Consider the following 14,503-nt stretch of genomic DNA (forward strand, 5'->3'; position numbering starts at 1 on the left):
ACGACAATGACAGACGACACCCAAGACGACGGGACCGACCGAAAGGCCGACGGCGGCGTCTCACAGGCGGCGCCCGTCGCCGAGGACGAGCGGAGTATCGAAGCCGAGATGACCGAATTCCTCGAAGGCGAGGAACTGTTCGAGGGGCCGGATCGGGAGATAATGGAGCAACACTCCATGGAGCCCCGGACGGACCGTCAGGAGGCGGCACTCGACGCGATCGCCGACGAGGACGTGACCCGGATGGTTGTCAACAACCAGCTCCAGGCCATCGGTAACGAGGGACTGGACATGGCGATGCAGATCGCCTCCTCGCCCGGGGCGAAGTGGGGCGACCTCATCACGGGCCTGTTCACCCGCGAGGGCGACCTGGCGGTGGCCTCCTCCAGTGGCGTGCTGTCGTTCATCGTCCTCCAGGGCCTGCCCATCAAGCACGTGATGAAGAAGTGGCGGGAGAACCCCGACTACGAGATCAACGAGGGGGACGTGTTCCACCACATGGACGCCCGGTACGGGAACATCCACAACGCCGACCAGAGCACGTTCATCCCGGTGTTCGATGGCGACGAGCACATCGCGTGGGCGAGCTGTGTCATCCACGAGGGCGAGAACGGCTCGACCGAACCGGGTGGCATCCCCGGCGACGCCGAGAGCCCGTACGACGAGGGGCTGAAGACCCAGCCGATGAAGATCGGCACGGACTACGAACTGGACGAGGAGCTCATCACGTTCTTCCAGAACTCCACCCGGGACAAGAAGCTCACCCGGAACGACCACCAGGCGCGGCTGGCGTCGGTGATGCGGATGATAGACCGCATCGACGAGGTCATCGACCAGTACGGTGCCGACCACGTGGTCGGGGGCTTGCGCCACTCGCTGGAGTCGGCCGAGGAGGAGATGCGAGCCCGCATCGAGGCGACCCCCGACGGAACCTACCGGCACACCACGTTCGCCGACAGCACCCTCAAGGAGGACTGTCTCATCAAGATCCCCTGTGAGATTACCATCGAGGGCGACGAGATCACCATCGACTACCGCGGCGCCGGGCCCGAGTTCGACGACCGGGCGACCAACGCCATCTTCGCGTCGCTCAAGAGCGTCCTCATGCCGGCGTTCCTCAACTTCATCTGGCCGGACCTGCCGCGGAACCAGGCCATCTTCGAGCCGGTCCACATCGAGGCCGACCGCGGCTCCATCGTCCACTGCACCCGGGAAGTACCAAACGCCCAGAGCATGATGACCCTGTTCCCGGCGTTCTCCTCGATGGAGCAGTCGATGATGAAGGCGCTCTACCCCGAATTCACCCAGGAGAACCGCTCGGAGGCCACCGACATCCACGCCAACCACTACAACTGCATCAACGGGTGGACCTACGGCGGGACCAACCAGCACGGTGACTTCGTCGGCAACATCGTGACCGACATCAACACGATGCCCGGCGCCGCCCGCTGGGACCGCGATGGGCTCCACTCCCAGGCCGCCTTCTTCTGTGCGATGGGTGACATGGGCGAGACCGAGCACTACGAGGAGGAGTACCCCTTCGTGGCGCTCTCGCGGGCGCGGCTCCTGAAGGACCTGCAGGGTTTCGGCCGCTACCGTGGCGGCCACGGCCATCAGCAGGTGTTCACCCACAAGAACACCCCGGCGTGGGCGTGGCTCGCGACCGGCATCGGGTCGCGGTTCCCCTCGGTCCACGGACTGTACGGGGGCTACGGCGCCCCGGCCATCCCCGCCGGCCGCATCAAGGACGCCAACGTCCTCGAGCTGCTGGAGGAGGACCCCGAAGACTGGGAGTACGACATCCCCGACCTGATGCAGGAGAAACCGCTCGACGGGGAGTACACCACCTGGGACCTCGGTCTGCAGCAGGAGCTGGCCGAGGAAGGTGAGGTCTACTGGGTGACCCAGGGGGCCGGCGGTGGCCTCGGTGACCCCATCGAACGCGACGCCGAGTCGGTCCTCGAGGACCTGGAGAAGGACCTCATCTCCGAGTGGGTCCTCGAGAACATCTACGAGGTGGCCTACGACGAGGAGACCATGATGGTCGACGAGGCTGCCACCGAGGAGCGCCGCGAGTCGAAACGTGAGGAGCGACTGGAGGAGGGCGTCCCGTTCGACGAGTTCGTCGATGACTGGGAGACGGAGACGCCGCCGCTCGACATGCCGTACTTCGGGTCGTGGGACGACCGAGAGGAGATCTACGCGGGCTGGGTCAACCAGCGGATGGCTCCCGACGAGCTGGAGGGCATGCCGATGAACTTCTTCCGCACGCAGGCGCCCGCACTGTTCGACACCCCGAAGTACCCGCCACGGCCGGAGTACAAGGGCGACCTCAGCGACGACTAGGGCGGGCTATCCTAGCTCTGTCGTGGGTTCCGACACCACGCCAGGGTTTAACGTGTAGTCGGTCCAACCTCGGGTCGAGTCGGATGAGTGTACCAGTGTTCGACGGCCAGTTCGTCTACGTACCGCTGTATCAGGACTACGCCGCACGGGTCGGCGACGAGATGCCCGACCGACCCTGGACCGACCCCGTCGGTTGGTCGACGGCGTTGCGACAGACCGCCGACCTCGTCGGTCCGGACGTGGCCGCCGTCTCCGGTGTCGACGCTCTCGCCGCGGACCTCGAAACGGCCGATGGGGCCGACCTCGCGAGTGTCCGGTTCGACGAGGCACTGGGCCCGGGCGTCGAGGGGTTCGCCGAGACCATCGGTATCGTCGCGGATGTCCGTTCGGAGCCTGTCGGTGCCGTCCTGCCGAGCCCGGCCACGGTCTGTGTCGACCAGCTGGGCGCCGACTGGCTCGATGCCGTCGCGGCCGACGAGTTCGCCGCCCTCGACGCCCTTCACGAGGCGGGCCAGGCGGTGAGTGATGTCGTCCGGTCGCTCGAGGGAACCGTCGAAGTCCTGGTTCTCGATGAGCGTGGTCTCGAGACGGCTCGTGACCGGGGACTGTCACTCGACGACGCGCTCCTCGAGGCGGGGGCCGTGTTCAACACCGCCGACCACCACGGCCTGCGTGTGGTCGGTCGCTTCCCGTCGACGCTTCGGGCCGACGCCGCGGCGCTTCTCGACGAGTACGATGTGGTGACGTTCGAGGCGCTGCCACCCGAGGCCGTCGAGTCACTGGCCGACGTTTCCGGTCGAACTGGTGGCTCGCTGCCCGCGGCGGTGTGGTCTGCGGAGCCGGCGACGTTCGAGTCCCGCGTTGAATCCTTCCAGAATGCGCTGCCGGAGGGGTTCGTGTGGCTCGTGCCCGTTCCCGCCACCGCCGCGCCCGAGCGTGTCCAGCGCTTCCGCGAGCTGCTCGGTCGGTGACGAGCGTCCGGACGTGGCGGCCGTGGCATCGGGTGATTCACTCCGGTTGGGGCCCGATATCGGTCAATAACCGCCGGCGTACCGCTCGGTCGTCGAACCCGAGGTGAGACAGAAGGTTACACATCACCGTCGTCCGGTACAGCGGGACCTGGTCCGGATACGTGCGGTGGAGCGTCGACTCGACCGCCCGCCCGACCGCCTCGGCGTGGTCACAGCGCGGGTGGTGGGGGTAGAACTCCTCGCTGAAGAACGCGTAGAAGAACGCCGGCAGCTCGTCCCGACTCCGTCGCTCGAAGAACGCCCGGAGACGGTCGTACGACCAGTTCTCGAAGTAGCTACCGATGTCGAGGTTCTCGAGCTGGCCGACCAGCCGGCTCTCCGGGTTGAGGTCCGCCAGCGTGAGGTCGTGGGTCGCCAGCTCCTGCTCGAAGGCGGCGAGGACCGCTTCCCTGTCGCCACTGGCGCGCAGCTCCGTAACCCGCTCGTCACCGACGGAGAGCATGGTGTCGAACCGGCGCCGGCGCTCGGTCAGGAACCGTTCGCCACAACAGTCGGGGTATCCCAGGAGATCGCTCTTCGTCCGGATCTCGGCGAGCTTGTGGTCTCGCGAGGCTGCCGTCGGGACTCGTCCGTTCCGGAGCGAGCGGAGATACTGCTCCTTCCGATGGCTGATGCGCTCGATATCCTCGCGAACACGTTCGTCGGTGAAGAGGTACGCCTCGACCTTCCAGCCGGGCGTGCCGTCGCGGTAGACGGCCGACTCGAACATCGTATCGCGGTACGGGACGGCGACGATTTCGCTCGACAGTCCCTCGAGGTCGGGGGTGAGTACCGATGTCCAGAGCGCCTCCGCGAAGAACGCCTCGACGGTGTCGGTGGCCGCGAGGAGCTGCTCATTCACCGCCGGGGCCGAGTCCGACTCGACCGTCGGGTGGTCCGTCCGATGGAATTCGGCCAGCAGGTCCGGGAACCGGCTCTCGTCGAACGGAACCATCGTACACGGCCGTTCGGGGAGCGTGAGGAGGGCGTCCGCCACGACATCCGGATACTGAGACGAACGGAGGTGCATATCCACGCCCGGAAGCATCACCCGTGATTCCGGAGGGCCGTGCAAGTAACTTTCCCCGCCCTGGGACCACTCCACCAGTCCGCTGCCAGGCTCAGTGCCGACAGCTTTATGCACTGGTCTGACAATGACAAAGCCACACACGGAACGAGTTAGCATGGGATTCCCGCAGCGAATGCTGGATGGTCTCCCGGTTCAGGCCATCCGTCGAACACGAGGAAGACAGGCGCCACTCGAGACGGGGTTCACGCTCGACGAGTGGCTGGACGAGCAGCCGGCCGACCTCCCTGGGGTGGTCGAGCAGGGTGGCGACGGGTCGCTTCCGTCGGACCCGCCCGCGGCGGGGCAGTCCCAGCCCGGCTCGACGGGTGCGGGCGCCGCTTCGGGGCGTACTCTGCCGAGTCCGGGGGTGGCCGTCCGGAGCGTCCCGGTGCTGGCCCTGGTCCTCTTCGCACTCGGAGCTGTCGCGGTCCGGCTCGCGGTGGGCGTCGTCCCGCAACTCGACTCGCCGGCCGCCGAGGCGCTCCCCATCGGACTCCTCGCGCTCGCGGTCGCGGCGCTGCTCCTCGGTCGCCGGGAGACGCTCGGTGCCCTCGCGCCGGCTCACTACGGCCCGGCCGAGCAGGCCCCCCTCGAGAACGGGTTCGCGCTCGACCGCTGGATCGACCGGGAGGCACCGACCACGGCACAGCAGTCCGGCCCGTTCCCGAGCCTTCCGTCGGGTGGCCTCTCCCGGAGCACGCCCGTTCTTGCGCTCGGGGTGTTCGTCGTCGGCCTGGTCGCGGTCCGGGTCGGGGTCCGGCTCGAGGCCAGCTCCCAGCCGGTCGCCGGGCTCGTCGTCATGGTGGCCGTCGTGCTGGCGGGGGTGATGCTGTTCTGGGGCCAGGAGTCCGAGCTGGACCGGCTGACGACGGTCCCGGTGCTCCTCGTCGCACTCGTCGTCGTCGGCACGATCTTCGTGCATGGCGCGACCCTGCTGTTCGCCACCGGTGCCCCCGCAGCGAGCGCCGGTGGCGGCGCCAACAGCCTCGGCGGTGCGGCCAGCACGGCCTCGCCGACGCCGAGCCCGTCACCGACCAACACGTCCACCGCATCACCGACGCCGACGGCGACCCCGACAGCGAGCCCCACGCCGACGGCGACGCCGAGTCCGACACCCAGCCCGACCCCCACGCCGACGGCGACGCCGAGTCCGACACCCTCACCCACGCCCACACCCACGCCGACACCGACACCGACGCCCAGCCCGACCCCCACGCCGACGCCGACGGCGACGCCGAGCCCCACACCAACGCCGACGCCGACACCGTCACCCACGCCGACGGCGACGCCCACCGATACGCCGGTCGATGGCGGCCTCATCGGTGGCGTGTGAGCCGGGTCGGTTCGGCATTCCCCTCGCTGGCGGTTTGTTCGGCTCCCCGCTCCCCGGAGTGACCTGCAGCCCTCCGGAGTGCCTATCGTCCCAGTAATCGTCCGTTCGCTCCGCCTGCGCGTGCCACCGGCTCCGTTCGTCGCTATCGGGGACCCGACGAAGTGAGTGGAGCGGGGTCCCCGGTCGGGGTGTCGGCGGTGCGCCGTTCAGGCCTGGTCGACGGGTTCGAGCCGCTCGACCTCCTCGACGACGCCGCGATGCTCCCAGTCCTCCGGCTGGCCCGGCTCCCGGCGGGTGTGGAGGTGGACATCGCCGTTCGACCGCACCAGGAGGGCGTGCTGGAACCCGTCCTCGTCGACGACGAGCCGGCAGATGTCCCAGTCGGCGTCTTCGTCGACGCCGAGGCTCCGGTTCATCCCGATGATGCGCCCGGACTCGTGGGTGAACACGAACTGCTGGATGCCGGGGGCGACCTCCGCGGTCTCCTGGGGGGCGTAGATGATGACCGATACCTCGCCGACGTCCGGGTCGGATACCCGGAGCCTGTCCCCGCGGCTCAGCTCCTTGACAACCTTGGCGGTCTCTGACATGCCATCATGGGCCACGGGGTGGAACAAGTTATAGCTGGGGGGCGCGGCGGGTGGTGTCCGGACAGATAGCTTCGCTCCGGTCGTTGCAGGGAGTGTAGTTGGAGGGAGATGCAGAGCGAGGAACCGCGAATAGAACCGGTTTGGAAGCCCCTGGCCGCTCGACCGTCCGCAGCGAGCCCCGGAGCCCGGAGCGCTCGGGGGCTTTCAACAGGGTTCGGTCGGCGCTGTCACCAGAGAGCCCTTCTGTATCTTCGCACGAACACGGTACCAACGACCGCTCTCCGAGCGGGACCGTCCGGCGTGGTGTCAGCTGGTGAGGCCGCCGACCTCGCCGGCACTGCTCGTCTCGCCGGGTCGGTCGGCGGTCGCGGCATCGCGGATGCCGGCCGCGAGCGCCTGGATCGCGGCGAGCAGACAGACCAGCCCGACCGCCGGGAAGACGAACGTGTGGCCCGCGCTCGTGAGCATGAAGTTCTGCCCGCGCCACAGCAGGCCGCCCCACTCGAAGGCGCCGTGTGGGGCGCCGACCGAGAGGTGGCCGAGGTACGACAGTCCCGCCGTCCCGGCGATGGCTCCTCCGGCGGCGACGAGCCCGTACGCCACCAGCACGCCGCCGACGGGCCGGAGCTCCCGGACGACGGTCCGGCTCCGGGGCTGTCCGAACGCGGCGCCGGCGTCGACCCAGGCCCGGCCGTCGACCTCGGTCAGGAGTGGCTTCACCGTCCGCCAGAGCCGCGGCCAGGCGAGCAGGCCGAACAGCACGCCGACGACCTGGAACTGGGTCGAGAGCGTGCTCAGGGCCGGATGGAACCAGGCCACCGTCAGGAACAGGAAGGGGATGGTGGGGAACAGCCCGAGCAGGCCGGCGGCTCCGTCGATGCCCGCCGCGGTCGGGCGCCCGAGCTGCAGCGCCAGCGCGCCCGCGAGCAGGACGAGGAGCCCCGCGGTCAGCAGCACCACCGTGGCGACGAAGAGGTAGCTGCGCAGGCCGAACAGCATCTCCGTGAACAGGTCGGTCCCGAAGTAGGTGGTCCCGAACGGGTGGAACTGACCGAACTCGTCGTACTGTCCGGGCCCGACGCTCCCGAGCGAGGTCGAGCGCGTCCGGGTGATGGTCAGGCTCACTGCGGCCGACTCGACGGTGCCGCTCTCGGTGTCGAGATAGTCGACCGTCCCCGACCCGTCGATCTCGCCCTGGGTCCCGTCGAGGCTGGAATGCATGAAGGTCCGGTCGGCGGGCACCGTGCCCAGCGCCGGGGCGAACACGGCCGCGACCAGGAGGACGGCCACGACGGCGCCGCCGACCCGCGCGGCCCGGTGTGCCCGGAGTCGGGCGAGGAACGCGCCGCCCCCGTGCCACGTCGCCGGCCGGTACACGTCGCGCAGCAGGCGGTAGCCGTGGCGGAGCCACAGGGCGACCGCGGCCGCGTAGGCGTAGACCAGCCCGACCCGGAGCAGCCAGGCCGCTGCCGGCGAGAGGCCGAACGCGGTTCCCGCCCACCCCCCGTCGGGGAGCCGGTAGCCGGCGTTGGGGACGAGCCGCCGGTCGAGGAGCCGCGGGACGACCCCCGCCAGGTCGATGCCGGGGACGAACGCCGAGAGCGTGTCGACGAGGGCCCCGAACTGGAGGAGCACCAGCACCGCGCCGGCGCCGGCCCAGACGAGCGCCGGGCGCGGCGTCGCCCGCACCGCGAGCCGGATGCCGTCGACGTGCCGGCGGGGTCGGAGGCCTCCGCCGGTGTCGACTCCGCCGTCACTCACCGGCCCGCCGTCGCTCACCGGCCCGCCGTCGCTCACTGGCCCGCCATCACTCACCGACCCGTCGTGTCCCGTGGTGGCGCTGCCGCCCCAGACTCCGCGCCGGCGCCGGGCCGGGTCCCCGCCGAGCAGCGAGTGCCCGGCGGCGCCGAGCCAGTCGACCGCCGCCACGACCACCACGAAGACGAAGGCCGACGCCTGCAGGGTCGTGTAGTCGTTCCTGACGACGGAGATGTACAGCAGCGAGCCCAGCCCCTCCAGCGAGAACACCACCTCGACCAGCATCGTCATGCCGACCAGGGCCGCGGCGAGTTCGCCCGCGACCACCAACACCGGGACTGCCCCGACCGGCAGGACGTGCTTGAGTCGGACCAGGCCGCCGTGCAGCCCCTTCGCGCGTGCGGCGTCGACGAACGACCTGTCGGCGGCGGACGCGAGCCCGCGGCTCCAGAGGAACGCCAGGGTCCCCGCCAGCGGGACGGCGAGCGCGAGCGCGGGCGGAATCGCCAGTTTCGTCGCCAGCAGGACCCCGTCGGTCGTCCCCAGGTCACCGACCGGGAGGGGCCGTGTGATGCTCGACGGTGTCGGTGCGAGGAACGGTCGCCAGTCCAGGCCCAGCAGCAGCTGTCCGAGATTGAAGAACACGGTCTCGAAGGTAGCCGCGAGCAGGAACGCCGGCAGTGCCTTGCCGAGGACGCCGGTATCACGACCGTCATCCGTGTAGCGTGCCGCCACGACGCCGACGACGGTCAGCGGGAGGGCGAGCAGTCCGGTCCAGAGCCACAGCCACGCCGTCCGGCCGAGCCGTTGCTCGACGAGGCTGTTGACACTCGTCCGTTGCTCGGCCACCGCCTCGTCGCGGTCGGCCCAGGTCTCGCCGAAGTCGAACCGGAACATCGAGACCATGTAGTCGACGTACTGGACGGGTATCGGCCGGTCGAGGCCGAACGTCGATTTCTTCTCGGCGAGCGATGACCGCTCCTCCGGCGTCGCGGCCGTCGCGTCCGCCGGATCCGCGACCCCGAAGTGGACGATTCCGAACACGACCGTCGCGGCGACCGCTACGAACAGGAGCGACAGCCCTGCCCGTCGCAGGAGGTACTCGGCCGTCCCACGCATTGGCTTGGCAGAGACTCCCACGCGGGGCCCTTAGCTCTGATGGACGGCGACATAGCTAAGTCCCTGGTGTGTCACCATGGGCCATGGACGTGACGGAGGCGAGTGACAGCTGTGAGGCCATCCTCTCCGAGGTCGCCGACGGGGTCGTCGCCGACGAACGGTTCCTCGAGGACATCATGCTGGGTATCCTCGCGCGTGGGAACGTCCTCATCGAGGACGTGCCGGGAACCGGCAAGACGCTGACGGCGAACCTGTTCGCGACGGCGCTGGGGCTGTCGTTCTCGCGGGTGCAGTTCACCCCCGACCTGCTCCCGGCGGACGTGACCGGCACCCACGTGTACGACGAGGTCGAGGGGTCCTTCGAGTTCCGTGAGGGCCCGGTGTTCGCACAGGTCGTGCTCGGTGACGAGATCAATCGGGCACCACCGAAGACACAGGCCGCGCTGCTGGAGGCGATGGCCGAACATCAGGTCACGGCCGAGGGAACGACCCACGACCTCCCGGAGCCGTTCTTCGTGCTGGCGACGCAGAATCCCGTCGAGCAGGAGGGGACCTTCCCGCTGCCGGAGGCACAGGTCGACCGGTTCCTGGTCAAGACGAGTCTCGGCTATCCCGAGCGCGACGCGGAGCGCCGGCTCCTGAGCCGCCGACTCGGGCGGGCCGAACAGGTCCCCACTGCCGAGCAGGTGGTGGACCCCGAGGCGGTCCGGGCGCTCCAGTCGGTGCCCGAGACGGTCCACGTCGACGAGGACCTCCAGGGGTACATGACCGATATCGCCCGAGCGACCCGGGAGGACCCTCGTGTCGAGGTCGGCGTCTCGCCGCGTGGTACCCAGCGGCTGCTCGAATCGGCCCGGGCCCACGCCGTCCTGGCCGGGCGCGACTTCGCGACCCCGGACGATGTCAAGCGGGTGGCCCGCCCGGTACTCGCCCACCGGCTGGTGCTCACGGCGAAGGCCAGCGTCGAGGACGTGGACGCGACGACCGTCGTCGACGACGTGCTGGACGATATCGCCGTCCCGACCGTAGCCGAGGCCGGGACCGGACGCTAGTCGGTCCGCACGAGGACGTGATGCAGCAGGAGGCCGCCGACCAGTAGCACGACGACGACGACGGTCGGGGCCGGGACCGCCCCCAGTCGGTAGAGGAGGTAGCTCCCCACCGCCACGATGGCGGCGACGCCAGCCGTGATGGCCGTGTGGACGAGGACCGGCCGCGCGGCGTCCGCCGAACCGGGATGGCGCCCGAGATCGACCGCCTGCTCGGCGCCGTCCCAGGCCACGACCGCGCCGACCGTTCCGAGCGCGAGCAGCATGACCGGGGCCCCGAGCACGCCGGCCAGCAGCACGCCGGCGTAGAGTCCGACCGCCCCGGCGCGGACCAGCCGCCGGCTCCCACGCGAGACGCCGGCGACGAGGCCCGCGAGTCCCGGGAGTGCCGCCACGGCGGCGGTCGGCCCCGCCGCCACCGGGACCAGTGCGAGTCCCCCGGCGAGCCCCGTCAGCAGGAGGCTCCGGGTACCGCCGGCAGCCCGGGTGGTGACTCGGGCGCTCATGACACCACCACCGGGAGGTCCCGGGTCCGTGCCAGCGCGAGTGGAAGCGGCGTGTCGGGCGCCCAGTCGATGACCGGCACGCCCTGGTGTCGGAGCGTGGCCATCCGGAGTCGGCGCTCCACGCTGGCGAGCCGTCTCCCGGTCGTCGCCGCCCCGGTCGGGTCGGGGCTGAGGACGGTGACCGGAACGCCACACGCCTCGAGTTCACGCGCGAGTTCGACCGGCGTCCCGTCGGCCAGCGGCGAGCACAGGACCACCTGGGTTCCGCTCGGCAGCCGCCGGCGCAGCCTGGCCAGGTACGTCGACCGGACGAACGGCGCCTCGTCCGAGGTGGTGAACGCCGGGTCGGTCGCCAGCAGGTCGCGGAGCCGGGCCTGATGGTCGGTTCCGCTCCCCGGTCCGAGCCAGGCAGGCGTCGCCGAGACGGCGCTGATGCCGACCCGGCTCCCGGCGTCGAGCAGGGCGGTCGCCAGCACGTCCGCGGCCTCGATGGCCCGGTGGCGCGCGTTCCGGGTGCTCGTGTCGGGCGCCACCGCGGCGGCCTCGCGCCCGTCGACCGCCAGTACCACGTCCGTCCGGCGCTCCTGCTGGAACTCGATGGTCGCGAGGTCCCCGGTCCGGGCGAAGCGCTTCCAGTCGATCAGCGAGAGCGGGTCCCCGGGACGATGGTCCCGGACCGCGTGGAAGGCCAGCCCGCTCCCGCCGTCGTCGGCCGCGACCGGCCCCACGTGCCCGGTCGTCTCCGCGCGGAGCGGCACGCCCGGCGGGTCCGCCAGTCGCGGCCGACAGGTCAGGCTCTCGCCACGGACCGTCGGTTCGACGCGCCGCTCGCGCTCGCCCGTCGCGTCCCGAAGGGTGACGACCGGCGTATCGAACTCGTGGTCGCCGTACTCCGCGGTCACGGTGTACGTGAACCGGGTCGACTCGTCCGGGCGGAGCGTCGTCACCGTCCCCGGCTCCCCGTCGGTCACGGCGAGCGCCTCCGGAACGCCGTCGACGAGGCGGACATCGGGAAGCACCCGGTCCCCCTCGTTGCGCACGGTGACGGTGACCCGAACGGGGTCACCCCGGTCGGGGTGGTCGGTGCTCAGCGACCGCTCCACCAGCAGCGATGCCTCCGTCGGCGTGCCCGCACGGCCGTACGCGGCGTACGCGACCATCCCGACGCCGATGGCTGCGGGCACCAGAAGCCCCGGCCGCCGCGTGAACACGGCGATGCCGACGGTGACGAGCGTCAGTGCCCCGACGCCGGTCCAGCGCCCAGTCGACGTGGGCCCGTCCGGTAGCGCCGCCATGACGGCCGGGTCCGGTTCCCCGTTGGGTGCCTCCGGGCCTGTGCGGGCGTGAGCACCTCGGCGTTCCTCCGCGTCGGTGGCGGCGTCCCGGTCGTGGTGGTCGTCGCGGGTCTCCTCGTGGGTGATCCGGGAGAGCTCGTCGACGACCGCCCGGGCCTGACCGACGACCGCGGGCTCGCCACCGAGCCAGGTCGGCCGCCGCAGCGTCCGGTCGATTACCCCTGGCGCGAAGAAGGCGGCCGCGGCGCGGCTGTCCGTCCAGTCACCCGAGCGGAGCTGCTCCCTGGCGGTTCCGGGGTCGAGGTTCCGGAGCGTGGTCAGGATGTCGACCGCCGTCGCCTCCAGCCGGTCGCGGGCCGCCGCCGAGCGCGACCGGAGCTGTCGGTCGAACGCTGCGCCCGTGTCGGCGGCGTGGTCCGTGGCCACCACGGGCCGTCGGTTCGGCGCGTCGCTCGCACTCGTCCGTCGCGTTCCGCTGGAATATCGGCGCACGAGCGCGCCGACGCCGGCCACGGAGACGACCACGCCCAGCGCCGACACGACGGCCTCGCTGGTGTCCAGCCCGACCGTCAGCGGCGGGGTCGCAAGGAGGAGGAGGCCGAACAGTACCGCCGTGACGCCAGCGCCCGCCGTAACCCCGCGGACGACGTTCATGCGTCGCCCTCCCCGGCGAGTTCCTCGAGGGCGACCTGGGCTCGGAACGTCCGGTCGGCCGACGGCTCGGCCTCCCCGTAGCGGACCTGCTCGAACGCCCGGGTCAGCGACTCCACGGGCTCCCGGTCGAAGCCCTGCTCGACGGCCGTCCGGGCGAGTTCTCGGGGCGTCATCACGTGGGGGCGGGTGACCTCGAGCCGCCGGACCATCTCGCACCAGGCCTGGTACACCTCGTTCGACGGGTCGAGGTCACCGGGGGGCACCGGCGGCTCCGCTGTCGGTGACGGCTCCCCGCCGGCGGTCTCCGACCGCTCCTCGAACCCTTCGGGGGTACGCCAGAGCCACCGCACCCAGACCATCGCCCCGACGCCCGTCAGGGCGGTGACGGCCGTCCCGGCGGCGGCCAGTATCGGGAGCAGGTCCGCCCCGCTGCCGGGGTCGCGCCGGCTGGCGACCGATTCGTTCTCCGTCCCGTTCGGCGGCTCGAAGTACTGGTAGTACGCCTGGAGCCACGGGGTGCTGGACAGGTTCAACCCATTCGGCCCGGGCGGGTCCTCGAGGGTCGTGTTCCCCTCGACGAACGTCCCCGAGCTCACCGACTGGGTCTGCGCCCCGATGGCCGACGGGAAGATGGCCCCGCCGAGGCTGAGGGACCCGACGGCTACGGCTGCAACGACGATGATGCGCAGCTGTCTCCCGTTCATCGCGGCGACCTTGTCAACGCCCCGCATCCTCCGGATAAATATCCTTCCCCGGCTCCTGCCGGCGGTTGAAACTGTGCGCTCGCCCTCGGGCTGTTCCGGGGCGGTCCCCCGGCGCAGGTACTCGCCCGGTCGGTGCTCCGACGGCCGGGACCCGGCCGTCCGTGGTCGGGGATAAGGGTCGGGACATAGCCGGGAGAATACTTATTCAGGAACCAGGAGTCACGATGGACACCAGCACGGGGCCCGTCGGAGCGCCGGCCGGCCCCGGTCCAGACCCAACAGCCAAGCGGTAGCCCGACGATGAGAGCCGCATCAGTCACGTTGTCGCCCCCGGACCACGGGTTCAACGGGGTCGACAGAACGATCCAGGAGGTCGAGCCGGTGTCGCGGCAGAAGCTCCTGTACGTCGATGTCTTCGCCGACGACACCTGCCTGCTCGTCTACCTGCTGTCCGGGGAGCGTCCCGGGCGGCTCCGGCAGGCCCTCGACCGTCGGGAGTCCGTCATCAGGAGCCGCCTGCAGGCCCAGCGGAACTTCCACACGCTGTACGCGCATGTCGATGCCGGGCAGCCCCTGACCGATGTCGTTCGCGCCATCCAACGGCACGCGCTCGTGTACAAGCGGCCACTCCTGTTCAAGGACGACCGGATCGCCGTCACCCTCGGTGGCTCACCGGGGGCGCTCCGCCAGGCACTCGACGAGATGCCGGCGAGCGTCGCCGTCACCGTCGACAGGGTCGGCGACTACGAGCCCGGCGTACACAGCGTCCTCTCGCTGCTGACCGACCGGCAGCGGGAGGCCCTCCGGGCCGCGGTCGCGGCGGGCTACTACGATACCCCCCGGCAGCTGACCTGTGCGGAACTCGGTGCGGAACTGGACTGTGCCCCCAGCACTGCCAACGACCTGGTCAGGCAGGCCGAGCGAACCGTGATGTCGGCGCTCTGGGTGTGAACGGCGGGCTGCGGGTGGACTGGCCGGACCGACGGTCCGTGCTTGCCTCCTGGCTCCGCTGATAAACTATCGTAAATAATCGCGATAAACCCTATCTACTGGACAGTTAATCAGATTGG

11 protein-coding genes are annotated in these 14,503 nt (G+C 70.5%); 5 read left to right on the top strand and 6 right to left on the bottom strand.

The annotated features are described in order from the left end of the window. The first annotated feature begins 6 nt into the window (after positions 1-6). Both NL114_RS09615 and NL114_RS09620 read left to right on the top strand, forming a co-directional pair. The gene (locus NL114_RS09615; RefSeq protein ID WP_254824574.1) at positions 7-2,346 is read left to right on the top strand and encodes a hydantoinase B/oxoprolinase family protein; all 2,340 of its coding nucleotides are present in this window, start codon (positions 7-9) and stop codon (positions 2,344-2,346) included. An 83-nt stretch (positions 2,347-2,429) separates the two neighbouring features. Continuing rightward, entirely contained in the window at positions 2,430-3,317 is an 888-nt protein-coding gene (locus NL114_RS09620; protein ID WP_254824575.1) for a hypothetical protein, read from the top strand. A gap of 37 nt (positions 3,318-3,354) precedes the next feature. On the opposite strand, the gene NL114_RS09625 is transcribed toward NL114_RS09620, so the two are convergent. Further along, positions 3,355-4,404 (bottom strand): hypothetical protein, encoded by a 1,050-nt coding sequence (locus tag NL114_RS09625; protein ID WP_254824576.1) that lies wholly within the window; start codon positions 4,402-4,404, stop codon positions 3,355-3,357. Positions 4,405-4,540: 136 nt separating this feature from the next. On the opposite strand from NL114_RS09625, the gene NL114_RS09630 reads away from it, so the two are divergent. Beyond that, positions 4,541-5,758, top strand: a complete 1,218-nt coding sequence (locus tag NL114_RS09630) for a hypothetical protein (RefSeq protein WP_254824577.1) — start codon at positions 4,541-4,543, stop codon at positions 5,756-5,758. Between the two features lie 206 nt (positions 5,759-5,964). Here NL114_RS09630 and NL114_RS09635 read toward each other — a convergent pair whose 3' ends face one another. Beyond that, positions 5,965-6,348, bottom strand: a complete 384-nt coding sequence (locus NL114_RS09635) for a hypothetical protein (RefSeq protein WP_254824578.1) — start codon at positions 6,346-6,348, stop codon at positions 5,965-5,967. Positions 6,349-6,654: 306 nt separating this feature from the next. Continuing rightward, positions 6,655-9,225, bottom strand: coding sequence for an ABC transporter permease subunit (locus NL114_RS09640; RefSeq protein ID WP_254824579.1), 2,571 nt, complete (start codon positions 9,223-9,225; stop codon positions 6,655-6,657). A gap of 83 nt (positions 9,226-9,308) precedes the next feature. Here NL114_RS09640 and NL114_RS09645 point away from each other — a divergent pair, with 83 nt between their 5' ends. Beyond that, the gene (locus tag NL114_RS09645) at positions 9,309-10,277 is read left to right on the top strand and encodes an AAA family ATPase (RefSeq protein WP_254824580.1); all 969 of its coding nucleotides are present in this window, start codon (positions 9,309-9,311) and stop codon (positions 10,275-10,277) included. Here NL114_RS09645 and NL114_RS09650 read toward each other — a convergent pair. The 3 genes from NL114_RS09650 to NL114_RS09660 are packed head-to-tail and all read right to left on the bottom strand — an operon-like array spanning position 10,274 to position 13,433. Next, positions 10,274-10,780 carry a DUF7519 family protein gene (locus NL114_RS09650; RefSeq protein ID WP_254824581.1) on the bottom strand — a complete coding sequence of 169 codons (507 nt, stop codon included), beginning with the start codon at positions 10,778-10,780 and terminating at the stop codon, positions 10,274-10,276. The genes NL114_RS09645 and NL114_RS09650 overlap by 4 nt on opposite strands. Continuing rightward, positions 10,777-12,729, bottom strand: a complete 1,953-nt coding sequence (locus NL114_RS09655) for a DUF58 domain-containing protein (protein ID WP_254824582.1) — start codon at positions 12,727-12,729, stop codon at positions 10,777-10,779. Before NL114_RS09655 ends, NL114_RS09650 begins: the two co-directional genes overlap by 4 nt. Next, complete coding sequence (locus NL114_RS09660; RefSeq protein ID WP_254824583.1) at positions 12,726-13,433, bottom strand: DUF4129 domain-containing protein; 708 nt, start codon at positions 13,431-13,433, stop codon at positions 12,726-12,728. Before NL114_RS09660 ends, NL114_RS09655 begins: the two co-directional genes overlap by 4 nt. A 300-nt stretch (positions 13,434-13,733) precedes the next feature. Here NL114_RS09660 and NL114_RS09665 point away from each other — a divergent pair, with 300 nt between their 5' ends. Beyond that, positions 13,734-14,384 carry a helix-turn-helix domain-containing protein gene (locus NL114_RS09665; RefSeq protein ID WP_434084111.1) on the top strand — a complete coding sequence of 217 codons (651 nt, stop codon included), beginning with the start codon at positions 13,734-13,736 and terminating at the stop codon, positions 14,382-14,384. Positions 14,385-14,503: the final 119 nt, after the last annotated feature.

Origin of the sequence: Haloglomus halophilum (assembly GCF_024298885.1) — an archaeon.
Lineage (GTDB): Archaea > Halobacteriota > Halobacteria > Halobacteriales > Haloarculaceae > Haloglomus > Haloglomus halophilum.

Bases quoted from the DNA above. Each gene is read 5' to 3' on its own strand.
- NL114_RS09615 (WP_254824574.1), top strand. From the start codon at position 7: ATGACAGACGACACCCAAGACGACGGGACCGACCGAAAGGCCGACGGC.
- NL114_RS09620 (WP_254824575.1), top strand. From the start codon at position 2,430: ATGAGTGTACCAGTGTTCGACGGCCAGTTCGTCTACGTACCGCTGTAT.
- NL114_RS09625 (WP_254824576.1), bottom strand. From the start codon at position 4,404: ATGCTTCCGGGCGTGGATATGCACCTCCGTTCGTCTCAGTATCCGGAT.
- NL114_RS09630 (WP_254824577.1), top strand. From the start codon at position 4,541: ATGGGATTCCCGCAGCGAATGCTGGATGGTCTCCCGGTTCAGGCCATC.
- NL114_RS09635 (WP_254824578.1), bottom strand. From the start codon at position 6,348: ATGTCAGAGACCGCCAAGGTTGTCAAGGAGCTGAGCCGCGGGGACAGG.
- NL114_RS09640 (WP_254824579.1), bottom strand. From the start codon at position 9,225: ATGCGTGGGACGGCCGAGTACCTCCTGCGACGGGCAGGGCTGTCGCTC.
- NL114_RS09645 (WP_254824580.1), top strand. From the start codon at position 9,309: ATGGACGTGACGGAGGCGAGTGACAGCTGTGAGGCCATCCTCTCCGAG.
- NL114_RS09650 (WP_254824581.1), bottom strand. From the start codon at position 10,780: ATGAGCGCCCGAGTCACCACCCGGGCTGCCGGCGGTACCCGGAGCCTC.
- NL114_RS09655 (WP_254824582.1), bottom strand. From the start codon at position 12,729: ATGAACGTCGTCCGCGGGGTTACGGCGGGCGCTGGCGTCACGGCGGTA.
- NL114_RS09660 (WP_254824583.1), bottom strand. From the start codon at position 13,433: ATGAACGGGAGACAGCTGCGCATCATCGTCGTTGCAGCCGTAGCCGTC.
- NL114_RS09665 (WP_434084111.1), top strand. From the start codon at position 13,734: ATGAGAGCCGCATCAGTCACGTTGTCGCCCCCGGACCACGGGTTCAAC.